Source organism: Erythrobacter sp. WG, from assembly GCF_026586795.1.
Classification (GTDB): Bacteria; Pseudomonadota; Alphaproteobacteria; order Sphingomonadales; family Sphingomonadaceae; genus Erythrobacter.
This window is the reverse complement of record NZ_JAPFGY010000018.1, coordinates 1-22,002: the sequence shown is the minus strand read 5'-3', so window position 1 is coordinate 22,002 and position 22,002 is coordinate 1. Positions and strand designations below refer to the sequence as shown.

The 22,002-nt window shown below is 70.0% G+C and carries 19 protein-coding genes; 15 read left to right on the top strand and 4 right to left on the bottom strand.

The features are described from left to right. Positions 1–3: 3 nt before the first annotated feature. Positions 4–975, bottom strand: coding sequence for a homoserine kinase (locus OPU67_RS10410; RefSeq protein WP_267619472.1), 972 nt, complete (start codon positions 973–975; stop codon positions 4–6). 28 nt (positions 976–1,003) lie between these two features. After that, the gene (ispH, locus tag OPU67_RS10405) at positions 1,004–1,981 is read right to left on the bottom strand and encodes a 4-hydroxy-3-methylbut-2-enyl diphosphate reductase (protein ID WP_267619471.1); all 978 of its coding nucleotides are present in this window, start codon (positions 1,979–1,981) and stop codon (positions 1,004–1,006) included. A gap of 72 nt (positions 1,982–2,053) precedes the next feature. On the opposite strand from ispH, the gene OPU67_RS10400 reads away from it, so the two are divergent. From OPU67_RS10400 to tatC, 9 genes are all read left to right on the top strand, one after another. Then, complete coding sequence (locus OPU67_RS10400) at positions 2,054–2,701, top strand: hypothetical protein (RefSeq protein WP_267619470.1); 648 nt, start codon at positions 2,054–2,056, stop codon at positions 2,699–2,701. A gap of 228 nt (positions 2,702–2,929) precedes the next feature. After that, on the top strand, positions 2,930–4,678 hold the full coding sequence (argS, locus tag OPU67_RS10395; protein WP_267619469.1) for an arginine--tRNA ligase: 1,749 nt from the start codon (positions 2,930–2,932) through the stop codon (positions 4,676–4,678). Positions 4,679–4,706: 28 nt separating this feature from the next. Beyond that, positions 4,707–5,423 (top strand): SPOR domain-containing protein, encoded by a 717-nt coding sequence (locus tag OPU67_RS10390; protein WP_267619468.1) that lies wholly within the window; start codon positions 4,707–4,709, stop codon positions 5,421–5,423. Between the two features lie 153 nt (positions 5,424–5,576). Continuing rightward, the gene (gene nagZ, locus OPU67_RS10385) at positions 5,577–6,590 is read left to right on the top strand and encodes a beta-N-acetylhexosaminidase (RefSeq protein WP_267619467.1); all 1,014 of its coding nucleotides are present in this window, start codon (positions 5,577–5,579) and stop codon (positions 6,588–6,590) included. Next, positions 6,587–7,372 carry a segregation and condensation protein A gene (locus OPU67_RS10380; protein ID WP_267619466.1) on the top strand — a complete coding sequence of 262 codons (786 nt, stop codon included), beginning with the start codon at positions 6,587–6,589 and terminating at the stop codon, positions 7,370–7,372. Before nagZ ends, OPU67_RS10380 begins: the two co-directional genes overlap by 4 nt. Further along, on the top strand, positions 7,369–7,992 hold the full coding sequence (gene scpB, locus OPU67_RS10375) for an SMC-Scp complex subunit ScpB (RefSeq protein ID WP_267619465.1): 624 nt from the start codon (positions 7,369–7,371) through the stop codon (positions 7,990–7,992). The genes OPU67_RS10380 and scpB overlap by 4 nt, the downstream gene beginning before the upstream one ends. Before the next feature lie 111 nt (positions 7,993–8,103). After that, entirely contained in the window at positions 8,104–8,364 is a 261-nt protein-coding gene (locus OPU67_RS10370; RefSeq protein ID WP_267619464.1) for a twin-arginine translocase TatA/TatE family subunit, read from the top strand. A gap of 33 nt (positions 8,365–8,397) precedes the next feature. Further along, positions 8,398–8,799 (top strand): Sec-independent protein translocase protein TatB, encoded by a 402-nt coding sequence (tatB, locus tag OPU67_RS10365; RefSeq protein ID WP_267619463.1) that lies wholly within the window; start codon positions 8,398–8,400, stop codon positions 8,797–8,799. After that, complete coding sequence (gene tatC / locus OPU67_RS10360; protein WP_267619462.1) at positions 8,792–9,601, top strand: twin-arginine translocase subunit TatC; 810 nt, start codon at positions 8,792–8,794, stop codon at positions 9,599–9,601. The genes tatB and tatC overlap by 8 nt, the downstream gene beginning before the upstream one ends. Before the next feature lie 13 nt (positions 9,602–9,614). Here the strand turns inward: tatC and OPU67_RS10355 are convergent, their stop codons facing one another. Beyond that, the gene (locus OPU67_RS10355) at positions 9,615–11,270 is read right to left on the bottom strand and encodes an amidohydrolase (protein ID WP_267619461.1); all 1,656 of its coding nucleotides are present in this window, start codon (positions 11,268–11,270) and stop codon (positions 9,615–9,617) included. A gap of 142 nt (positions 11,271–11,412) precedes the next feature. Here OPU67_RS10355 and OPU67_RS10350 point away from each other — a divergent pair, with 142 nt between their 5' ends. The 4 genes from OPU67_RS10350 (at position 11,413) to OPU67_RS10335 (ending at position 20,337) form a co-directional block, all read left to right on the top strand. Further along, positions 11,413–12,675 carry a threonine ammonia-lyase gene (locus OPU67_RS10350; RefSeq protein WP_267619460.1) on the top strand — a complete coding sequence of 421 codons (1,263 nt, stop codon included), beginning with the start codon at positions 11,413–11,415 and terminating at the stop codon, positions 12,673–12,675. Positions 12,676–12,867: 192 nt separating this feature from the next. Further along, the gene (locus OPU67_RS10345) at positions 12,868–13,713 is read left to right on the top strand and encodes an arginyltransferase (RefSeq protein WP_267619459.1); all 846 of its coding nucleotides are present in this window, start codon (positions 12,868–12,870) and stop codon (positions 13,711–13,713) included. Continuing rightward, positions 13,682–16,099 carry a BamA/TamA family outer membrane protein gene (locus OPU67_RS10340; protein ID WP_267619458.1) on the top strand — a complete coding sequence of 806 codons (2,418 nt, stop codon included), beginning with the start codon at positions 13,682–13,684 and terminating at the stop codon, positions 16,097–16,099. The genes OPU67_RS10345 and OPU67_RS10340 overlap by 32 nt, the downstream gene beginning before the upstream one ends. Then, positions 16,099–20,337 carry a translocation/assembly module TamB domain-containing protein gene (locus OPU67_RS10335; RefSeq protein WP_267619457.1) on the top strand — a complete coding sequence of 1,413 codons (4,239 nt, stop codon included), beginning with the start codon at positions 16,099–16,101 and terminating at the stop codon, positions 20,335–20,337. Before OPU67_RS10340 ends, OPU67_RS10335 begins: the two co-directional genes overlap by 1 nt. Positions 20,338–20,380: 43 nt before the next feature. On the opposite strand, the gene OPU67_RS10330 is transcribed toward OPU67_RS10335, so the two are convergent. Further along, positions 20,381–20,884 (bottom strand): lysozyme, encoded by a 504-nt coding sequence (locus OPU67_RS10330; RefSeq protein ID WP_267619456.1) that lies wholly within the window; start codon positions 20,882–20,884, stop codon positions 20,381–20,383. A gap of 171 nt (positions 20,885–21,055) precedes the next feature. Here OPU67_RS10330 and OPU67_RS10325 point away from each other — a divergent pair, with 171 nt between their 5' ends. Both OPU67_RS10325 and OPU67_RS10320 read left to right on the top strand, forming a co-directional pair. Beyond that, entirely contained in the window at positions 21,056–21,307 is a 252-nt protein-coding gene (locus OPU67_RS10325) for a helix-turn-helix transcriptional regulator (protein ID WP_267619455.1), read from the top strand. Continuing rightward, positions 21,291–21,959, top strand: a complete 669-nt coding sequence (locus OPU67_RS10320) for a hypothetical protein (RefSeq protein WP_267619454.1) — start codon at positions 21,291–21,293, stop codon at positions 21,957–21,959. Before OPU67_RS10325 ends, OPU67_RS10320 begins: the two co-directional genes overlap by 17 nt. Positions 21,960–22,002 lie beyond the last annotated feature (43 nt).

Here is a 22,002-nt window from a genome sequence, read left to right as displayed (position 1 = left end):
CGGTCACCCTTCAAGCAGTGCGGCGCCGCTTTGGTCGTAGAAGTGCCAGCGCCGGACAAATTGCATCGGATCCTTGCGGGTGACGAGCGCATCGTCGGGGGTCTCGAGCCAGTCTTCCGCGCGGCTGGCGACGAAGCGCAGGCACGCCCCCTTGGCGACTGCGGCGAACAGCGCGCGCTCGGCCGACTCGAGCGGGCGGACCGACTGGTAGCCCGCGATCAGCGCCTCGCCGATCGCCGGCGCGTAGGCATTCGCGCCGTCGAAGCTCCACGCCGCGTGGGTTACCGCCAGATCGAGCAGCATCGGGCCCGTGCAGGCGAAGTAGAAGTCGATGAGGCCCGTCACCCGCTCGCCGAGCATCAGCACGTTGTCGGGGAAGAGATCGGTGTGGGTCTGCGATTGCGGCAGGGCGCCAAGGTCGAGCGCGGCGGCGGCGCTGCCGGCGGCGAGCATTCCGAGCAGGCCGGGGTCGATCGTCGCCAGCGCTTCCGCGCCGCAGCCCTCGAGGATGCGCGCGCTGGCAGCGAAGTCCATGGCGTTGGCGCGGGTCTGCGGGAAATCGCGCGCGGCAAGGTGCAGGCGGGCCAGCACCGCGCCCACCGCACGTGCCTGGGCGGGCGTGGGGCGGGTCGGGGAGACGCCGGGCAGGAATTCGATCAGCGCGGCGGCCTTGCTCTCGACCATCCGGAACGCGGCGCCTTCGCGGTCGTGGATGGTGCGCGGCACCGGGCATCCCTTGCCGGCGAGGTGATCGAGCAGGCCGAGGAAATAGGGCAGGTCCGCATAATCGATCCGCCGTTCGTAGAGTGTCAGGATGAAGCGCGTGCCGCTTCCGCCGGTGCCGGTCGTCTCGACGAGCCAGTTGGAGTTGGATACCCCTTCCGCGATCCCCTTGGCCGAGACCAGCGCACCGACGTCATAGGCATCGATCAGCCGGGCGAGGTCCTCCGCGCCGAGGTGCGTGTAGACCGCCATCCTGCCCCTCCCGGCCCCGTGCGCGCGGTTATTCGGTGAGCTGGCGGGGGAGCTTGAAGATCATCTTCTCGACCGTCGCGGTGATCTCGCGCTCGGTGATCGTGTGGCGCTGGGCGAGGGCGGCAACCACCTCGCGCACCAGGATCTCGGGCGCCGAGGCCCCGGCGGTGAGGCCGAGGGTCTTGACCCCGTCGAGCCAGGCGAAGTCGATCTCGCTCGCCCGCTGGATCAGCTTGGCGGGCGTCCCCAGCCGTTCCGACACCTCGACGAGGCGCAGCGAATTGGAGGAATTGGGGGCGCCGATCACCAGCACGAGATCGCAGTCATGGGCGAGCTCCTTGACGGCCGCCTGCCGGTTGGATGTCGCGTAGCAGATGTCCTCGGCCTTCGGGCCGGAGATGTTGGGGTAACGCCACTCGAGCGCCTCGATCACCTCGCGCGTGTCGTCGACCGACAGCGTGGTCTGGGTGAGGTAGGCGAGTTCCTCGTCCGAATCGAAGGGCAGCTTGTCGACGTCCTCGATCGTCTCGACCAGCGTCATCTGCCCGGGTTCGACCTGGCCCATCGTGCCGATCACCTCGGGGTGGCCTTCATGGCCGATGAAGATGATGTGCCGGCCCTTCTCGATCTGGCGTTCGGCCTGCCGGTGGATCTTGCTGACCAGCGGACAGGTGGCATCGACATAAAGGAGGTTGCGGCGCCGCGCCTCGGCGGGAACCGCCTTGGGCACGCCGTGGGCGCTGAACACCACCGGCGCATCGTCGGGCACCTCGTCCAGTTCCTTGACGAAGATCGCGCCCTTGGCCTTGAGCTGTTCGACCACGTATTTGTTGTGGACGATCTCGTGACGGACATAGACCGGGCGGCCGTAACGTTCGAGCGCGCGTTCGACGATCTCGATCGCGCGGTCCACCCCGGCGCAGAAGCCGCGCGGGGCGGCGATCAGAAGATTGAGCGGCGGGCGATCCGCGGCGGCGGCGTCGGGGGCTTGAAAGGGCGCGTTCATGTCGCTCCCTCTAGCGCAAGCCGCACGTCCTCGCTAGGGCGCTCGGGATCGGATATTGAGGACGGCTCCACAATGATGCATCGCGCGCGCGCCCTTTACGCCCTTGCCGCCCTGGCAGCGCTCTCCGCCTGCGCGAAGAACGGCGAGCTGGTGATCGACGAGGGCGTCGGCATCACCAGCGTGCTGAGCCTGTGTCCGGCGGTCGGCATCCCCGACTATACGGGCGATGTCACCACCTTCCGCGGGGCCGACCAGACCACCGCCGCGCTCGACGTCAGCGCGGCGATGACGAACCTGCGCTCGACCTGCAACGACACCGGCGAGCGGGTCTATGCCGAGGCCGAATTCACCGTCAACGCCCGCCGCACCGACGTGCGCGGCGCGCGCACCGTCGAGCTGCCCTATTTCGTGACCGTGCTCCAGGCCGGCAGCGCGGTGGTCTCCAAGCGGGTCGGCACCGTCACCCTCGCCTTCGCCGACGGGCAGGAGCGCGCCTCGGCCACCGGGCGCGCCGGCAGCTTCGTCGACCGCTCGGCCGCGGCGCTGCCCCAGGACATCCGCGAGCGCATCACAAGGCGACGACGCGCGGGCGACGAGGACGCCGCAATCGACCCGCTCGCCGAGCCCGAGGTCAAGGCCGCGATCGCCCGCACCCGCTTCGAGATGCTGGTCGGTTTCCAGCTGACCGAGGACCAGCTGAAGTATAACGTGACGCGCTGATGTGTTGCGCTCGCCCATCCGGGCGAGCGTCCTCGGTGCGTTTCAAGCCCTGCTGGCTTGAGCACCTGCGGCTCGGCCGCGTGGCCTCGCGGCGCCTGCGGCGCCGAGGAGTGCCACGCGCCCGCATCGGATTTGGTCCTCCCTGCCACGCTTCCCCGGGGCTTGACCCGGGGCCCCGCTTCCTTCTTTGCACGCGCGAACAACCGCGCCAGACGCTAGAGAACCCGCATGACCACGCCCAAGACCCTCTATGCCGCCTACGCGGCGCTGATCGAACAGGTGCTGACCGAACTTGTCGCCGAAGGGACGCTGCCCGCCGGCACCTCGTTCGCCAACGTCACGCTGGAGCCGCCGCGCGATCCCGCGCACGGCGACCTTGCCACCAACGCCGCGATGGTGCTCGCCAAGCCCGCGGGGCTCAGCCCCCGCGCGCTCGCCGAGGCGATCACCGGCAAGCTGGCGAGCCGCCCCGGCATCGTCAGCGCCGACATCGCCGGCCCCGGCTTCATCAACTTGGCGCTTGCGCCGCAAGCCTGGCTCGACGAGCTCAAGGCGATCGTCATCCTCGGCGCCGACTACGGCCGCTCCGGGATGGGCGAGGGCCGGGTGGTCAACATCGAATATGTCTCGGCCAACCCCACCGGGCCGATGCACATGGGCCATTGCCGCGGCGCGGTGGTGGGCGATGCGCTGGCCGGGCTGCTCGAGTTTGCCGGGCACAAGGTGATCCGCGAATACTACGTCAACGACGCGGGCGCGCAGGTCGACGTGCTCGCCCGCTCGGTGCACCTGCGCTACCGCGAGGCGCTGGGAGCGAGCGTGACGATCCCCGAGGGGCTCTACCCGGGCGAATACCTGAAGCCTGTCGGCGAAACGCTCGCCGCCGAGTTCGGCGACGCCTACGCAAGCGCGCCCGAAGCCGAATGGCTGCCCCTGTTCCGCACCCGCGCGGTCGCGGCGATGATGGACATGATCCGCGCCGACCTCGCCACGCTTGGCATCAAGCACGACCTGTTCTCCTCGGAAGCCGAACTCCAGGCCTCGGGCAAGGTCGATGCGGCGGAGAAGTGGCTGCGCGACCATGACCTCGTCTATGACGGCGTATTGGAAGCCCCCAAGGGCAAGGCCCCGCCCGAGGACTGGGAGCCGGTCTCGCTCCCGCTGTTCCGCTCGACGAAGTTCGGCGACGATCAGGACCGGCCGATCAAGAAGTCGAACGGGGCGTGGACCTACTTCGGCGCGGACCTCGCCTACCACTTCCAGAAGGCCCAGACCGCCGACGCGCTGGTCGACATCTGGGGCGCGGACCATGCCGGCACCGTCAAGCGGATCAAGGCCGCCGTCGCCGCCCTGACCAGCGCGGACGGGGCAACTCCAAAACCCTTCGAGGTCAAGCTCGTCCAGATGGTGCAGCTGATGAAGGGCGGCCAGCCCTTCAAGATGTCGAAGCGCGCGGGCAATTTCGTGACGCTCGCCGACGTGGTCGAGATGGTCGGCAAGGACGTGGTGCGCTTCACCATGCTGACGAGGAAGCCCGACGCGCAGATGGATTTCGACTTCGACAAGGTGGTCGAAGCTTCGAAGGACAACCCGGTGTTCTATGTGCAATATGCCCACGCGCGGATCCGCTCGACGCTGCGCAAGGCCGCGGACATGGGGATCGTGCCGTCGGACGCGGCGCTGGACCGGCTCGGGGCCGAGGAGCTGGCGCTCGTCGCCCGCGCCGCGCAGTTCCCGCGCGAGATCGAAGCCGCGGCCCGCGCCCGCGAGCCGCACCGGATCGCCTTTTATCTCAACGATCTGGCGAGCGATCTGCATTCCTACTGGAACCTCGGTAACGACCGGCCGGAAAAGCGCTTCATCGTGGAACAGGACCGCGAGCTGACCGCCGCGAGGCTTTTCCTTGGGGCCGCAATCGGGCAAGTGATCCGCGGCGGTCTCGGCGTGCTCGGCGTCGAGGCGGTCGAGAGTATGTGACCGGGTACCGGCCCGCGGGGATGTGGCGATGATCGAGGCCGAATACGAGGAACTGCCCGAGGATGACGGCGAGCTCGACCTCGCCGACACCGACAGCTTGCCGTGGCTCGAATCCGACGAGGACGACGAGGACGCCGGCGGCATCGACACCTGGCAGATCGTCGGCTTCGTCGGCGCGCTGCTGGCCCTGGGCGCGGCGGTGCTCGGCGGGGTGTGGTTCTTCACCCAGAAGCTCGCGCCGGGCGAGGCGGTTGCCGATGGCAGCGTGATCGAGGCGCCCGAGGGGCCGGTCAAGATGCGTCCCGAGGACCCGGGCGGCAAGCAGTTCGCCGGCACCGGCAATGTCGCCCCCGTGGTGGGCGAGGGCGGCTCGCGCCCGGCGGTCGTCGCCGAGGCGCCGCCGCTGCCCGGCGCCGACAGCAAGCCCGCGCCTGCCGCAACGCCGAGCCCGGCTGCTGCGGGGAGCAAGATCGTGCCGGCCGACGGCGCTGCGGTGACCGCGCCGCCTGCCCCCGGCACCGGCGTCCAGCTCGCCGCCTACGGCACCCGCGCCCGCGCCGAGAAGGGCTGGAGCGACATCTCCCGCCGCACCGACAAGCTCGCGGGCGTCAAGTACCGCATCGTCGAGGGCAAGGTCGACATCGGCACGGTCTATCGCCTCCAGGCGGTCGCCGGCAGCCGCGCCGAGGCCGACCGCCTGTGCGCCGCGCTCAAGACCGACGGGATCGATTGTCAGGTGAAGTAGGGGAGGGCTTAGGGGGGCTTCGGCGGAGCGTGGCTCGAAAAAGTGGGCACCGGTTTTTCGAAACAACCGCGCGACCACAAATAGCACCGCTTTTCCCCGCCCCAGACCCCCGCCAGCCCTTGCTAGACCCCCGCCACAGTGCGACTTTGGGGCATGATTCCGGCAATTTTCGGCCTCTCCGGCCCGGTCCTGACGGCCGACGAGCGCGCCTTCTTCCGCGACGCGGACCCTGCGGGCTACATCCTGTTCGGGCGCAACTGCGTCGACCCCGCGCAGCTAAGGGCGCTGACCGACGACCTGCGCACCCTCCACGGGCGGGAGCGCCTGCTGGTCTCGATCGACCAGGAAGGCGGCCGCGTCGCACGCCTGCGTCCGCCTGGCTGGTCGCCCTATCCGGCGGGGCAAGCCTTCGATAGGCTTTACCAAATCGCCCCTGCCAGCGCGATCGAGGCGGCGCGGGCCGGGGCCCATGCGATGGCATTGGAGCTGTCGGCGATGGGCATCACGGTCGATTATCACCCCCCGCTCGACCTCAGCGTCCCCGGCGCGCACGACGTGATCGGCGACCGCGCGCTGGGCGCGGACCCGATGCAGGTCGCCGCGCTGGGCCGCGCGATTCTCGACGGCCTCGCGGCAGGCGGCGTGACGGGGTGCATCAAGCACATGCCCGGCCACGGCCGCACCGATGTCGACACCCACAAGGCGATGCCGACCGTCACCGCCCCGGCCGCCGAACTGGAGGCCGACCTTGCGCCGTTTCGCACGCTCAATCAGGCGCTTGTCGGTATGACCGGGCACCTGCTCTTCACCGCCTGGGACGAGGCGAACCCCGCCACCCTGTCGGAAACGATCATCCGCGACGTCATCCGCGGGAGCATCGGCTTTGCGGGCCTGCTGCTCACCGACGACATCGACATGGAGGCGCTGGGCGGCACGATCCCCGAGCGCGCCGCCCGCGCCCATGCAGCGGGCTGCGACATCGTGCTCAACTGCTGGGCGAAGATGCCCGACATGATCGGCATCTGCGAGGTCCTGCCGCCAATGTCCGAGGCCACCGCCGCGCGGCTCGACAGGGCGCTGGCGCCGACCCGCGTCGCCCCCTCGCTCTCCGACGAGCACGGCGAACTCCTCGCCAAGCGCGACGCGCTGCTGGCGCTTGCCGCATGAACGCGCCCGAGCCGCCCTTCCTGTTCGCGCCCGAGGCGGCGAAGCCGAGCGAGGACACGCTCCACGTCGCGGTCGAGGGGTGGGAGGGGCCGCTCGACCTGCTGCTCGATCTTGCGCGGCGGCAGAAGGTCGACCTGCGGCAAATCTCGATCCTCGCGCTGGTCGACCAATATCTCGACTATATCGAGCGCGCGGGCACGCTGAAGCTGGAACTGGCCGCCGATTACCTCGTGATGGCCGCCTGGCTCGCCTACCTCAAGTCCGCGATGCTGCTGCCCAAGGCCGAGCAGGAGGACCCCAGCCCCGAGGAACTCGCGCTGCGCCTGCAACTGCGCCTCCAGCGCCTCGGCGCGATGCGCGAGGCGGCGGCGCGGCTGATGGCGCGCGACCGGATCGGGCGCGACGTCTTCCTGCGCGGCAGCCCGGAAGGCCTGCGCACCGACCGCAAGACCGTGTGGAAGAGCGACCTGTTCAGCCTCATCCAGGCCTACGGCCAGGTCAAGGCGCGCACCGCCCCGCGCATCTATCATGTCGCCAACCGCCCGGTGATGACGCTCGATTCCGCGCTCGAGCGGGTCTCGGCGATGCTCGGCGTCACGCTCGAATGGATGGAGATCCGCGACTTCCTGCCGCGCCACGCCTCGCCCGAGCTGAGGCGCTCGGCGCTCGCCTCCAGCTTCGTCGCCGCGCTGGAGCTGGCGAAGCGGGGGAGGGCGGAGCTCGATCAGGAGGGCGCCTTTGCTCCCTTGCGCATCCGCCGCCTGAAGGATGCCGCCGCGTGAGTGAGGAGCCCGGCACGCTCGAACGGGCGATCGAGGCAACGCTTTTCGCCGCCGAGGAGCCGCTGTCGATCGAGGCGCTCGCGGCGCATCTCGGCGGGCTGGAGCCGGCCGAGGTGCGCGGCGCGCTTGGGCTATTGGAGGCCCGCTACTGCGACCGCGGCATCCACCTCGTCGAGCGCGCCGGCCGCTGGCATTTCGAGACCGCGCCCGATCTGGCGCATCTTCTCAGGCGGGAAAAGGAGCAGGTGCGCCGCCTCAGCCGCGCGGCCACAGAGGTGCTTGCGATCATCGCCTATCACGAGCCGGTCAGCCGCGCGGAGATCGAATCGATTCGCGGCGTGCAGACCAGCGCGGGCACGCTCGATGTGCTGATGGAGGCGGGCTGGGTGAAGCCCGCCGGCCGCCGGGAGGTGCCGGGCCGCCCGGTGATCTACGCGACGACGCCCGCCTTCCTCGACCATTTCGGCCTCGCCACCCGCCGCGACCTGCCTGGCATCGACGAGCTGCGCGCCGCAGGCCTGCTCGATCCGGTCGACGCGGCGATGGAAGCACAGATGCGCTTCGCGCCTGACGACGACGCGGAAGGCGACGAGCCGGACGAGGAGAATGTCGCGGACTGACTCGCAATTGCCGAGGGCTTGCCCTAAATGGGCTCTGTCACGCGCCGGGTCATGTCCCGCCCATGCGGCCTGGCCCCCAGCCGGCCCAGCGCATTCCAGGAGTTCAAGACTATGGGTATCGGATCGATCTGGCACTGGCTCATCGTCCTGGTGATCGTGATGGTGCTGTTCGGCCGCGGCCGCATCTCCGAGATGATGGGCGATTTCGGCAAGGGCATCTCGAGCTTCAAGAAGGGCCTCAACGAGACGGACGAGGCGGCCAAGCCCTCGGCCCGGATCGAGGCGCCCGCAGCCGCCCCCGCCCCCGCCCCCGCTGATGCGCCCGTCGTCACGCCTGCGCCGGCCGAGAAGACCGACAGCACCGGCGCCTGATCGGCTGCCGGGCGCGAGGCAAGGCACTCCCCCATGTTCGATATCGGCGCCGGAGAGCTGCTGGTCATTCTGATCGTCGCGGTGGTGGTGATCGGGCCCAAGGACCTGCCGCTGGCGATGCGCACCGCGGGCCGCTGGATCGGCAAGATGCGGCGCGTCTCGGCCCATTTCCGCTCGGGCATCGACGCCATGGTGCGCGAGGCCGAGCTCGAGGAAATGGAGAAGAAGTGGAAGGCCCAGAACGAGGAGATCATGCGCCGCTCCGCCGCTCTCACCGAAGCCGAAGCGGGCGCCCCGGTGATGACGGGGCCGCCGCCGGTCGACACCGTGCCGGTCGAGCCGGCTGCGGCACCCGTTCCCCTCGAGGCGACAGCCGAGCCCCTGGCCCAGATTCCCGAGCCGGAACCAGCGTCCAAGGGCACCGGCGATGTTTGAGATCAAGGACCTCGACGAGACGCGCGCACCCCTGCTCGACCATCTGATCGAGCTGCGCACCCGCATCATCCGAGCGCTGCTGGCGCTGGGCGTGGGCTTTGCCGTGTGCCTCTATTTCGCTGACGAAATCCTCGGCATTCTGGTGCAGCCGCTCAAGAACGCCTTCCCGGAGGGCAAGGGCCAGCTGATCTTCACCAAGCTTCCGGAAGTGTTCTTCGTCGAACTGAAGGTCGCGCTGTTCGCCGGGTTCATGGTCAGCTTCCCGGTGATCGCCAACCAGCTCTGGGCCTTCGTCGCGCCGGGGCTCTATGCGCGCGAGAAGAAGGCCTTCCTGCCCTTCCTCCTGGCCACTCCGGTGCTGTTCACCGCGGGCGCATCTCTCGCCTATTTCGTGGTGATGCCGGTCGCCTTCACCTTCTTCCTCGGCTTCGGCGGGATGACCGGCGGGCTCGACGTCCAGGCGCTGCCGAGCGCGGGGGACTACCTCAGCCTCGTGATGCAGTTCATCCTCGCCTTCGGGCTGACCTTCCTTCTGCCGGTGCTGCTGTTGCTGCTGCACCGGGCGGGGATCGTCAGCCGCGAGCAGATGGTGGCGGCGCGGCGCTATGTGATCGTCGGGATCTTCGTGATCGCCGCGATCGTCACCCCGCCCGATCCGGGCTCGCAGCTCGTGCTGGCGATCCCCCTGTGGCTGCTGTTCGAGGCCTCGCTGGTGCTCATGCGCCTCCAGGAAAAGGCGGTCGCCGCCGACAGGGCCGCGCGCGAGGCTGAACTCGCGGCGGAGCAGGCGGCGGCGGAGTAGGCCTCAACGCGCGTTATTCTGCCTCCCGCACCTTCCTGCCGCCGATCCACACCTCCATCACCCTGGTCTGGCGGATCTCTTCGGGTGGGGCGAGCAGCGGGTCGCGGTCGACGAACAGGAAATCCGCGCGCTCGCCCGGGATCAGCCGCCCGAAGCGGCCCTCGGCAAAGCCCGCATAGGCGGCATCGGCGGTGAAGCCGGCGAGCGCCTGCTCGCGGGTCACGGTCTGCTGCGGGAACCAGCCGCCGAAGGGCTCGCCCTTGGCGTCGGTGCGGCTGATCGCGGCGGCGATGCCGGCCCACGGGTCGGCGGGCTCGACGGGGGCGTCCGAGCCGAACGCGAGCCTGCCGCCCGCCGACAGCACGCTGCGCCACGGATAGGCGCCGGCCAGCCGATCCGGCCCGAGCCGTGCCTCGGCCATCAGCCGGTCCGAGGTCTGGTGGAGCGGCTGCATCGAGGCGATCGTGCCGTGGCGGCCCAGCCGCGCGATATCGACCGGATCGACGATCTGCGCGTGCTCGATCCGCCAGCGCCGGTCGCCGGTGTAGCTTTCCGCAAGCTCGTCGATCGCGTCCAGCACCTCGGCATTGGCGGCATCGCCGATCGCGTGCACGGCGGTCTGGAAGCCCGACATGGCGGCGCGGCTCATCAGGTTCCTAAGCTGCGTGGGCGAGAGCAGCGGCAGGCCGTGGGTGGCGTGATCGTCGGCGTAGGGCGCCTTCAGCAGCGCCCCGCGCGAGCCGAGCGCACCATCGAGGTAGAGCTTGATCCCGCCCATGCGCAGGCGATCGTCGTAAAGCCACGTGGTCGGCTCGGCCCCGGCGACCAGTTCGAGGGTGTCGATGCTGTCGCCGTAGGCCATGATGCGCACGGCAAGGCGCCCGGTGTCCCCGGCGCGGCGATAGGTCGCCCAGTCGCGCAGGCTGGTGCCCATGTCGGCAACCGCGGTGACCCCTTTCGCCAGCAGCACGTCCTGCGCCTTGGCGAGTGCGAGATCGCGGTCCTGCGGGCGGGGCGGGGGGACAACCTTGTCGACGAGGTCCTTCGCCCGGTCGACGAACACGCCCTCGGGATTGCCCCGCGCATCGCGGATGATCCGTCCGCCTGCCGGATCGGCGGTCTTGGCGGTGACCGCGGCCGCGCGGAGCGCGGCGGTGTTGGCCCAGGCGGCGTGGCCATCGACCCGCGTCAGCCAGACCGGGCGGTCGCTCACCACGCTATCGAGCTCGGCAGCGGTGGGAAAGCGGCCGAGGCCCCACTTCTCCTGGTTCCAGCCGCGCCCGATGATCCACGGGCGGCCCTCGTTCGTCCTTGCGAAGTCGGCGATCTTCGCCAGCGCATCCGCGAGCGAGGTGGTGTCCGACAGGTCGAGCGTCAGCGCCCCGAAGCCGATGTTCATGACATGGGCGTGGGCATCGATCATCCCGGGCACCATGATCCGGCCCTTGCCGTCGAGCCGGTACTGCACCTGCGGCCGCTTGTCCCCGCGCGCCAGCACCTGCGTCACCTTGCCCTCGTCGTCGAAGACGAGGCCTGTGAAGCGCTGCACCTTGCCGTCCTTGCCGATCGTCATCCCGTCGACATTGTCGATCAGCGTGTCGGCCACCGCAGGGGCCGACAGGGCGATGGCGGAGACGGCGGCAAGGGCGAGGGCGAAGCGGCGGCGCATGGCGGTCCTTGTGGGCAAGGGTGAATGTCGGCGGCGGTGCTAGAGCCTTCGCGGCCGCTTGCCAACTTTCACCCACCCACAGAAATCCTTGCGCGCAAGCACATTGCCCTCGGCGTTGCGAAGAAGTAATCGCCGCCCCACCATGTCGACCCAGCCCGCCTTCACGCGCCCTACCGGCGCGAGCGCCTCTCCGGCCGATCTCACCCTCGAGGATGTCCGCGCCGCCGCCGCGCGGATCGCGGGCGCGGTGGTCGACACGCCGATGCTGCGTTCGATCACCCTGTCGGAGATCACCGGCGCGGATATCTGGCTGAAGTTCGAGAACCTCCAGTTCACCGCCGCCTACAAGGAACGCGGCGCGCTGAATGCGCTGCTGCAACTTGACGAGGAGCAGCGCGCGCGGGGCGTGATCGCGGCCTCGGCGGGCAACCATTCGCAGGGCCTGTCCTACCACGGCACCCGGCTCGGCGTGCCCGTCACCATCGTCATGCCGCGCACCACGCCGACGGTGAAGGTGATGCAGACCGAAAGCGTCGGCGGCAAGGTGGTCCTGGAAGGCGAGACCTTCGACGAGGCCTATGCCCATGCCCGCAAGCTGGAAGGCGAGCTCGGCCTCACCTTCGTCCACCCCTTCGACGATCCGCACGTCGCTGCGGGCGCGGGCACCGTCGCGCTCGAGATGCTCGAGGTGAAGCCCGATCTCGATTGCCTCGTCACGCCGATCGGCGGGGGCGGGCTCATTTCCGGGATGGCGACCGCCGCCAAGGCGCTGAACCCGGCGATCGAGGTGGTCGGCGTCCAGGCCGCGCTGTTCCCATCGATGTTCGACCGGATCAAGGGCGCGAACCTGCCCTGCGGCGGCGACACGCTCGCCGAGGGTATCGCCGTCAAGCAGCCGGGCGACTTCACCGCCAAGGTGATCGCCGAGCGGGTCGACGACATCCTGCTGGTCGATGAACCCGCGCTGGAAAAGGCGGTCGCGCTGCTGCTCCAGATCGAGAAGACGGTGGTCGAGGGCGCAGGTGCGGCGGGGCTCGCTGCGGTACTGCGCAATCCGGCGCGCTTTGCCGGCAAGTCCATCGGCCTGGTGCTGTGCGGCGGCAATATCGACACCCGCCTGCTCGCCAACGTGCTGCTGCGCGATCTCGCCCGTCAGGGCCGCCTCGCGCGGCTCAGGGTCACGCTCCAGGATCGCCCCGGCGCGCTGTTCCGCGTCATGCGCCTGTTCAACGAGCACAACGTCAACATCATCGAGATCTACCACCAGCGGATCTTCACCACCCTGCCGGCCAAGGGCCTCATCACCGACATCGAATGCGAGGCGCGCGACGCCGAGCAGGTCGACCGGCTGGTCGAGGGCCTGCGCGCGCAGGGCTATTCGGTCCAGCTCGTCGAACTGGGCTGACGCCGCTCCCAAAGAAAATCAGGGATTTGCCACCGATCCGGATGCGCCTCGGCGTCCGGACGGCGCGTGTCGCGCCTTTTCCGCGTGATTTTCATGGTTAAGGGACTTTTACCGGAACGCGAGTGCGGTCATAAGATTTTCTTAACACATCGCGACCCGCGCGATTCAAGCGCCAAAGGACAGGCCCCACCCGTGACGGCACCGATCCGCTTCCCCCGGTTCTTCGTGACCAGCCCCGCACCTTGTCCCTATCTGCCGGGCCGCTCGGAACGCAAGGTGTTCACCGAGCTCAAGGGCCCGCACGCCGATCAGCTGAACGAAGCGCTGGGCCGCATCGGGTTCCGCCGCAGCCAGACGGTCGCCTACCGGCCCTCCTGCCTCGAATGCCAGGCCTGCGTCTCGGTGCGGGTCGTGGCGGGCAAGTTCCGCCCCTCGGCCACCCAGAAGCGCGATCTCAAGCGCAACAGCGATCTCATCGTCTCGGAATGCCGCCCCTGGGCGACCGACGAGCAGTTCGCGCTGCTCGCCCGCTATCTGGGCGCGCGCCATCCAGATGGCGGGATGTCGGCGATGGACGAGCTCGATTATGCCGACATGATCGAGCACACGCCGGTCAGCACCGTCGTCACAGAATATCGCGAGCCCGATGCCCATGGCCGCCCCGGCCGCTTGGTCGGCGCCTGCCTCACCGACCGGCAGAGCGACGGGCTGTCGATGATCTACTCCTTCTACGAGCCCGATCACCCGACGCGCGCGGGTCTCGGCAACTTTATTATCCTCGATCATATCCGGCGCGCGGCGGCTGAGGCATTGCCCTACGTCTATCTCGGATATTGGGTCGAGGGTTCCCCGCGTATGCAATACAAGGTTCGCTATCGTCCGCTCGAGCGGCTGACACGCGAAGGCTGGCAGCTCATGGAAGAACAGGAGCAGCACCGGCTGATCGCGCAGGCGACGGCGCCGCGCGATGCGCGGGACCACGGTCCGGTGGCTGCGCGGGGCAAGGATGGCCAGCCTGTCAAGTTCACGGCCAGCTGAGGTCCGGCTGCGTCTCAAGCTCGGTCTCGCCGTTGTTGCAGGATTGGGTCAGGGAACGCTCGCGCTGGGCGCCGTTCCGGCTGCGGCGCAGTCGGAGGGCCCCGGCCAGCCGGCGCGCGTCGAGGCGCCGCGCCCGGCGGAGGGTGAGCGTGCCCCCGACCCGGCGCAGGATGACGATGCCGACGATGCGCCTGCCGCCTCGCCCTTCGGCATCGCGCCCGAGCTCGTACCCGTCCCGGATTCGCTCGACGCGCTGATCCCCGAAAGCGCGCTCGCCAACCCAGAGGGCTGGGCCGCCGCGGGTGTGGAGGGCAACCCTGCCGCCGCCGCGCGGCCGCAGGACGAGGCGCTTGCCGCCGGTGTCGTCCCGCCGGCCGATCCGGCAGTCGATGCGGTCTTCGCCGACCTCGCAGTCGAAAATCCCGCACCGCTGCCGTCCGACCCGGAGGCCGAGGCGCTCGCCGCGATCGACCTGCCGGTGATCGGCGGGTTGCCCGAACTCGCCGAGACACGGATCGACGGCACGCTGGTGCTCGCGCTCCCCGCCGATCCTGACGCCTTCCCCGAGAAGGAGGAATTCGTCGAGCGCTTCCGCGATCTTTCGACCCTCCGCGCGCTCGACACCAGCGGTCCCGAGGCCATCCCGCAGGTCGCGGCCCGCGCGCGGGCGGACGAGGAACTGCTCGGCGATATCCTGCGCACCTATGGCTATTACGATGGCGAGGTGGTGCGCCAGCTGTCCGGCGGCCGGCGCGAGGGGCTGGGCACGGATGCGGCGGCGGTGCCCGCCACCACCAATGCCACCGCCAACGCCACCGCCAACGGCAGCGCCGCCGAGGCCGCTTCGCGCGAGGCTTCGGTGCGGTTCGATATCATTCCCGGGCCCCGTTACCGCTTCGGGCAGATCAACTTGGGGGCCCTTCCGACGCTGCGCGAGCCCGACGCGACCAATCTCGTAGGCGTCTTCGGCATCAGGACGGGCGACCCGCTCTATGCCGACCGGATCGTCGATCAGGAGCTCAATCTCAGGGTCGCGCTCGGCGAGAGCGGCTATCCCTTCGCGGAACTCGGCGAGCCGTCGCTGCTCATCGATCACGCGCGCGAGGAGGGCGACCTCACGCTCGATGTGCAGCCGAAGGGCAAATACGTGTTCGGGCCGGTGGTCAGCGGCGACCCGCGGTTCCTGTCCAGCCGGCACCTCGGGCGCATCGCCCGGTTCGAGCCGGGCGAGGTCTACCAGAAGAGCCTCGAGACCGACCTCAGGCGCGCGATCCTCGCCACCGGCCTCGTCTCGTCCGTCACCCTCACCCCGCGCGAGACGCGCGCGCCGCAGGGCGATCAGCCGGGAGAGGTGGCGCTCGATGTCGGCATCGAGCGCGCACCCTTGCGCACCATTGCGGGCGCGATCGGCTACGGCAGCGAGGACGGCTTCAAGGTGGAAGGTCGCTGGGAACACCGCAACCTCTTCCCGCCCGAAGGCGCGCTGCGGCTGCGCGGGATCATCGGCACGCGCGAGGCGCTTGCGAGCGTCGGCGTCCGGCGCAACAACTTCCGCGGCCGCGACCAGATTCTGAGCGCCGATCTCTACGCCAGCGACATCAACACCCTGTCGGTGGATTCGCGCGGCTTCGGCCTGCGCATGGCCTTCGAGAAGGTCTCCAACATCCTGTTCCAGAAGCCGGTGAGCTTCCAGGTCGGCGGCGAGCTGCTCTACACCGACGAGCGCAACCTCAACCGCCGCGCGCGCGACGCCAATGTGCCGCTCCCGCCGCGCCAGGCCTATCTGGTGGGCGGGCTGTTCGGCAGCGTCACGCTCGATGCGAGCGACGATCTGCTCGATCCGCGCAAGGGCTGGCGCACCACGCTGTTCGTCGCGCCCGAGGTCTCGCGCACGCAAGGGGCGCAGAGCTATTACCTGCGCGCACAGGCCGATGCGAGCTACTACCAGCCGGTCGGCGGGGTGGTCGTGGCGGCCCGTGCGCGGGCGGCGACGATCCAGGGCACCGACATCGCCAACGTCGCGCCCTCGCGGCGGCTCTATGCCGGGGGTGGCGGTTCGGTGCGCGGCTACGGCTTCCAGGGCGTCGGCCCGCGTGACGAGGTCGGCAATCCCACCGGCGGCGCCTCGCTCGTCGAATTCGCGCTCGAGGCGCGTATCCCGACGCCGCTGTTCGGCGGCTCGGTCGAGGTGGTGCCCTTCATTGACGCCGGCTCGGTCGCGCGCGGATCGACCCCCGACTTCGGCGATATCCGCTACGGGGCCGGGATCGGCCTGCGCTACAAGACCAGCTTCGGCCCGATCCGCATCGATGTTGCCGCCCCGCTCAACAAGACCGCCTTCGATAGCCCGGTGGTGGTCTATGTCAGCCTCGGCCAGGCGTTCTGATGGCGGACAGGGGCGAGATCGTCACCGCGCCGGAAGTGGCCAACGCGTCGGCCGGCAGCGGCAGTCGCCGCCGCTGGGGCAAGCGGCTGGGCTGGGCGCTCGCGATCCTCATCGCCCCGCTGGTGCTGGTCAGCGCCTTCATCGCCAGCCCGATCGGCAAGCGCTTCATCGCCGACCGCATCGCCGCCGTCGCCCCAGCCTCGGGGCTGAGGTTCACCGTCGGGCGGATCGAGGGCGACCTTTACGGCAAGGCGGTGCTGCGCGACGTGGTGCTGCGCGATCCCAAGGGGCCGTTCCTCACCATTCCGCAGGTGCAGCTCGACTGGCGGCCGCTCAACTGGCTGTGGAGCGGGCTCGACATCCGCGAGGTAACGGCGCGGCGCGGGCGGCTGCTGCGGCTGCCTGAGCTTCTCCCCGGCGATCCTGACGCGCCGCTGCTCCCCGATTTCGACATCCGGGTCGACAAGCTGGTGATCGATGACCTGGTGATCGCCCGGGGCATCGCGACGCAGCGCGACGAGCGGGCCGATCTCACCGCCCGGATCGACATCCGCCAAGGCCGCGCGCTGGTCGATGCCAAGGCGCAGCTGGGGGCCGAGGACCGGATCGCGCTGCTGCTCGATGCCGAGCCCGATGGCGACCGCTTCGATCTCGCGGGCGATTACCGCGCCCCGGCGGGCGGGGTGCTGGCGGGGCTCGCGGGGGTCACTGAGGGCTATGACGGGCGGATCCGCGGCGACGGCACCTGGGCGCGCTGGCGCGGGGCGCTGGTGGCGCGGCGGATCGGGGCCGAGGGCCCGCCGGTCGCCGCCTTCCGGATCAGCAACGATGCGGGCAAATACGGGCTGCTCGGCCGGTTGCGCGCGGGGCTCGCGAGCGAGACGCTGGTGGGCCGCGCGCTCGGCCCCGCGACCGCGCTCGCCGCGGCCTTCACGCTCGAGAACTCGGTCGTCGAGGGCCGCGCTGCCGTCGTTTCGGCGGCGCTCGACGCGCGGGCCGGGGGCGTCGTCAACCTTGCCGACAATGTCGTCGACGGCGCGCGCCTGCGCCTCGCGCTACGCGATCCCGACCTCTTCGGCGAGAGCCTGCGGCTCGAGAACGCGCGGCTCGCCGCCAATCTCAACGGCGCCTTCGACGATCTGGCGATCCGGCATGAACTGGCCGTCGGCCGGCTGGTCGCCCCCGGCATCACCGCGACCGGCGTGACGCAAGAGGGCAGCGCCCGCTACGCCGACGCGGTCCTGTCGCTGCCGCTCGCGCTCACCGCGCAGCGGCTCACCACCGGCAATGCCTTCGCCGACCCGCGCCTCGTCAACGGCCGCGCCAATGGCCTGCTCACCTACGACTTCAATCGCCAGGCGCTCGCCGCCGACCGGACGCGGATCACCTTCCCCGGCCTCGATGCGACGCTCTCGCTGCAAGGCGATGTCCGCAACGGCGCCTACGCGGTCGCCGGGCCGATCGCCGCACGCCGCCTCAGGGTCGAGGGCGCGGGCGAGGTGACCGCCAATGCCAAGATCCTCGCCAAGTTCGGGCCCGCCGTACCGTGGAGCCTGCGCGCCAACCTTGCCGGGGTGCTGAGCCGCATCGGCAATGCCACCATCGTCAACCTCGCCGGCGAACAGGTGCGTTTCGCGGGCGAGCTCGGCCTCGGCGCGGACCAGCCGATCATCTTCAGGAACGCGACCGTTACCGCGCCGCGCCTCACCGCCAGGCTCGACAGCCGCGTGGTGACCGGCGGCGGCGTGACCCGCACCGTGCTCGCCGGCAGCGGTCGGCAGGCGCAGTACGGCCCGTTCCGCTTCGACGCCGAGATCGCAGGCGATGGCCCGCGCGCGGTGCTGGTGCTCGCCGATCCCTATCCGGCGGCGGGCCTCAGGGATGTGCGCGTGGCGCTCGCCCCGAGCGAGCAGGGCTTCGGGCTCGATGTCGCAGGCCAATCGCTGCTCGGCGAATTCGACGGCGCGCTCGAGCTGATCCTGCCCGAGAACGCGCCCACGCGCATCGCCATCAACCGGCTCGATGTCTATCGCACCAACGTGACCGGCGAAGTGCGGCTCGAGGAGGCGGGGCCGGCGGGCGACCTCAGGCTGGCCGGCGGCGGGATCGACGGCACGATCGGTTTCCGCCCGCAGCCCGGCGACGCCACCGGCTTCGCGGTCAACCTCGCCGCCCGCAACGCCAGCTTCGGCGGCGCCACCAACATCAGCATCGCGCGCGGCGACATCTCCGCGACGGGTCGCATCGGCGAAGGCAACACCACCGTCGACGCCGACATTTCCGCCAATGGCTTCGAGTATGGCGGGCTCAGCATCGCCAGCCTCACCGCCAAGGCCGCCATCGCCAACGGGCGCGGCAACGTCACCGGCACGCTCGCCGGGCGCCGCGCGGATCGGGTTGCGGTCAACTTCGCGGCGGACGTGGCGCCGAGCCGGATCGCCGCCATCCTGCGCGGGGTCTACGGCAATGGCGAGATCACCATGCCCCGCCGTGCGGTGCTGACCGCGCTCGACGGCGGCGGATGGAGCCTCGCGCCGACCCAGATCGGCTACGGCGGCGGCTTCGCCATCGCGCAGGGCACCTTCGGCGGCGGGACCACCCAAGTGCAGCTCAAGCTCTCGCAGATGCCGCTGCGCCTGCTCGATCTGGCGGGCACCGACTTCGGGCTAGGCGGGCGGCTGACCGGGATCATCGACTATTCCCAGACGGGTCGCAGCGCGCCGGTTGCCAATGCGCGCGGGCGGATCGACCGGTTCAGCCGTGCGGGCCTCGTGCTGTCCTCCAAGCCGGTCAACGTGCTCGGGGTGATCGATCTCACGGCGCCGCAGCTCACGGCTGCTCTGCGCCTTTACGAGGGCGACGCGCGGCGCGGCGACGTATCGCTTGCCATCACCGGCCTTGCCCCTGACGGCGCTCTCACCGAGCGGCTCAATCGCGGGCGGCTCGACGCCCGGCTCGGCTTCGACGGGGCAGCCGAGACCCTGTGGCGGCTCGCCGCGATCGAAGCCTTCGACCTTGCCGGGCCCGTGCGGATCGCCGCGCGCGCCACCGGCACGCTTGCCGATCCGCGGATCGTCGGCAACCTTGCGAGCGACGATCTGACGCTGCAAAGCTCACTCACCGGGACGCGGATCACGAAGGTCTCGGCGCGCGGTCGGTTCGCCGGATCGCGGCTCGAACTGACCCGTTTCGCCGGGCAGACCGGCAACGGCGGGGCAGTCAGCGGCAGCGGCACGATCGACCTCGCCGGCCTCGGCGCCAATCGCGGCCCCAGCCTCGATCTGCGCGCTGCGGCGAGGAATGCGCGGCTGCTCGCCGCCAACGGCCTCGATGCGACCATCACCGGCCCCTTGCGGATCGTCTCCAACGGGGTGGGAGGCACCATCGCGGGCCGGGTCACGATCGACCGGGCGCGCTGGGCGCTGGGTCGCGCCGCCGAGGACCGCGCCTTGCCCCGCATCGCCACGCGCGAGATCAACGGCGAGAACGGCCAGGCGCGCACGCAGGTGTCCGGACGCGATGCGACGTGGCGCTACCTCGTCAACGCTGCGGCCCCGGCGCGCGTGGCGGTGGACGGCTTGGGCCTGTCGAGCGAGTGGGGCGTCGACATTGCCCTGCGCGGCACGGTCGCCGAACCGCGCATCGGCGGCACTGCGCGGCTGGTGCGCGGCGACTACACCTTCGCCGGCACCCGCTTCGAGCTGACCCGCGGGCGGATCGCCTTCGACGTCGGCGAGCCCATCAACCCGCGCCTCGACGTGCTGGCCGAGACCACCAAGAACGGCACGGCGGTCAACATCGCGATCACCGGCAATGCCCAGCAGCCCAACATCGCCTTCTCTTCCGAGCCTGCGCTGCCCGAGGAAGAAATCCTCGCGCGGCTGCTTTTCGGCGGGTCGGTGACGTCGCTTTCGGCAACCGATGCGGTGCAGCTCGCGGCCGCGGTGGCGGCGCTCCAGGGCGGGGGCGGGGGGCTCGACCCGATCGGCAAGCTCAGGCGCTCGATCGGCCTCGATCAGCTGCGCATCGTCAGCGCCGATCCGCTGACCGGGCGGCAGACCGGCATCGCGATCGGCAAGAACATCACGCGCGACATCTATGTCGAGCTCGTCACCGACGGGCGCGGCTACAGCGCGACGCAGGTGGAATACCGCATCACCAGCTGGCTGGCGCTGCTGGGCACGGTTTCCACCATCGGACGGGATTCGGTGCTGGTGCAGATCAGCCGGGATTATTGAGGCCCGCCCGCGACCCGGGACCAGCCGACATCTGCACGCCCCGCTAGCTCAGATAGAGATCCGCCTCCGCCATGCGCCGCCGGGTGAGGCCTTTGGACACGCGCCCGCTCGCCCGCACCCAGCGCCCGAACTCGCGTGCGGCGCCCTTGATGTCGCCGGCGACGTGCTTGTGGGTGAGCGAGGCGCGGCCGATCGCTCCGGTGTTGTAGTGGAAGCTGACGAGCGCATCGAATTGCGCCTGGGTCGTCGGCGCGGTGCCAATCGCGGCTGCCACCTCCTCTGAGACCCGCACGAGGTCTGCGGCGAGGCGCTGGTCGCATTGCGCCTGGGTCCAGCGCGTGCCCTTCTGGATGCGGCCCCCGTGGAAATGGTCGCGTCCCGTCGCGCCCCAGCCGATCGTCCACGGCGGGCCGCCGCTGGCGGGATCGGGATAGGCATCGACCATCCCGTCGGTATGGAGCTGCGCGCAGCCTTCGAACCGCTTGATGAGGGCGATGCCGGCAGGGCTGATGCTGCGGGTGCGGGCGGATGCGGGCGGATTGGGCATGGCGTGGGCCTCCATCGGGTGAGGCCGGGGTATCGAGCACGAAAACCCTGCGTAGGAAAATGGAATTTGGAGGGCGGGTGACAAGAGCTCTTGACTGACAAGAGTTCTTGTCTGTAAAGAGCTCTTGTCAGGCACCAGGTTGCTCCGCGGTTCGCGGCACGGCGGTTCTGGATGTACGACGTCAACTTGCATGGCAGGATCCGGGTGGAAAACCGTCTGAAGCATCACCGCGAGGCGAAGGGCTGGAGCCAGGGCGAACTCGCCCGTCGGCTCGGCGTGTCGCGCCAGACGATCAATGCGGTCGAGACCGACAAGTATGATCCGTCCCTGCCGCTCGCGCTGCGGATGTCCCGGCTGTTCGGCGTCGCAGTGCCTGATCTGTTCATAGACCCTTGGGAGCCCGAAGATGACGAGCAAGACTGAGACACCGCGCGTGCTCCTCAAATGGCGCAAGCTGCTCACGCAACTGGCCCTTGGCCTGGTGAGCGGCGTTGTGGTCGGTTACGGCGCGGGTTACCTCGCCGGCCATTACCTCGAGGCGCGCGGTCTGAAGGACCTGCCACCCTCCGTCGAGATCGCCGGGCTGGTGGCGGTGCTGTACATCTTCGTGTCGGTCCTGGTCCTCGCCGGGTCGGTGAGCCCGGCGATCGGCGCGAGGATCCTCAACGTCGAGGATGCCGACGAGGTGCGCGAGATGCACGGCCAGTTCGTCTCTTCGGGTGTTGCGATGCTCCTGTGGGGCCTTGCGCTGCTCGCCCTCGCGCTCGCCGCGCCCGTCGGGCCGTTGCAGGCGCCGGCCGCGCTCGCGATCGGCGCGGGCGGATTGCTGATCGGCCTGTGGTTCGCCTTCAAGAGCTACCGCAATTCCGACGAGTTGATGCTGTCGATGAACCTCGAGGCAGGGGCGGTCACCTATGGCTTGGTGGTGGTCGTGCTGGGGGGCTGGGCAATGCTCGCCCATCTTGGCTACGCCGCTGCACCCGCGCCGCTCACCATCCTGAGCCTCTTCTACGTACTGGTGCTGGTGGCGAGCTTCATTGCGATCGGCCGGCGCGGGATGCTGATGCCGCGCTGATCGGCTGCGGACAAAAGAAGAGGGGCGCCCGCCGGATGGCGGG

Coding starts and splice junctions, on each gene's coding strand:
- OPU67_RS10380 (WP_267619466.1), top strand. CDS start 6,587: ATGAACGCGCCCGAGCCGCCCTTCCTGTTCGCGCCCGAGGCGGCGAAG.
- OPU67_RS10370 (WP_267619464.1), top strand. CDS start 8,104: ATGGGTATCGGATCGATCTGGCACTGGCTCATCGTCCTGGTGATCGTG.
- OPU67_RS10320 (WP_267619454.1), top strand. CDS start 21,291: ATGACGAGCAAGACTGAGACACCGCGCGTGCTCCTCAAATGGCGCAAG.
- OPU67_RS10390 (WP_267619468.1), top strand. CDS start 4,707: ATGATCGAGGCCGAATACGAGGAACTGCCCGAGGATGACGGCGAGCTC.
- ispH (WP_267619471.1), bottom strand. CDS start 1,981: ATGAACGCGCCCTTTCAAGCCCCCGACGCCGCCGCCGCGGATCGCCCG.
- tatB (WP_267619463.1), top strand. CDS start 8,398: ATGTTCGATATCGGCGCCGGAGAGCTGCTGGTCATTCTGATCGTCGCG.
- OPU67_RS10340 (WP_267619458.1), top strand. CDS start 13,682: ATGGCCAGCCTGTCAAGTTCACGGCCAGCTGAGGTCCGGCTGCGTCTC.
- nagZ (WP_267619467.1), top strand. CDS start 5,577: ATGATTCCGGCAATTTTCGGCCTCTCCGGCCCGGTCCTGACGGCCGAC.
- OPU67_RS10335 (WP_267619457.1), top strand. CDS start 16,099: ATGGCGGACAGGGGCGAGATCGTCACCGCGCCGGAAGTGGCCAACGCG.
- argS (WP_267619469.1), top strand. CDS start 2,930: ATGACCACGCCCAAGACCCTCTATGCCGCCTACGCGGCGCTGATCGAA.
- OPU67_RS10355 (WP_267619461.1), bottom strand. CDS start 11,270: ATGCGCCGCCGCTTCGCCCTCGCCCTTGCCGCCGTCTCCGCCATCGCC.
- OPU67_RS10400 (WP_267619470.1), top strand. CDS start 2,054: ATGATGCATCGCGCGCGCGCCCTTTACGCCCTTGCCGCCCTGGCAGCG.
- OPU67_RS10325 (WP_267619455.1), top strand. CDS start 21,056: ATGTACGACGTCAACTTGCATGGCAGGATCCGGGTGGAAAACCGTCTG.
- OPU67_RS10350 (WP_267619460.1), top strand. CDS start 11,413: ATGTCGACCCAGCCCGCCTTCACGCGCCCTACCGGCGCGAGCGCCTCT.
- tatC (WP_267619462.1), top strand. CDS start 8,792: ATGTTTGAGATCAAGGACCTCGACGAGACGCGCGCACCCCTGCTCGAC.
- OPU67_RS10330 (WP_267619456.1), bottom strand. CDS start 20,884: ATGCCCAATCCGCCCGCATCCGCCCGCACCCGCAGCATCAGCCCTGCC.
- OPU67_RS10410 (WP_267619472.1), bottom strand. CDS start 975: ATGGCGGTCTACACGCACCTCGGCGCGGAGGACCTCGCCCGGCTGATC.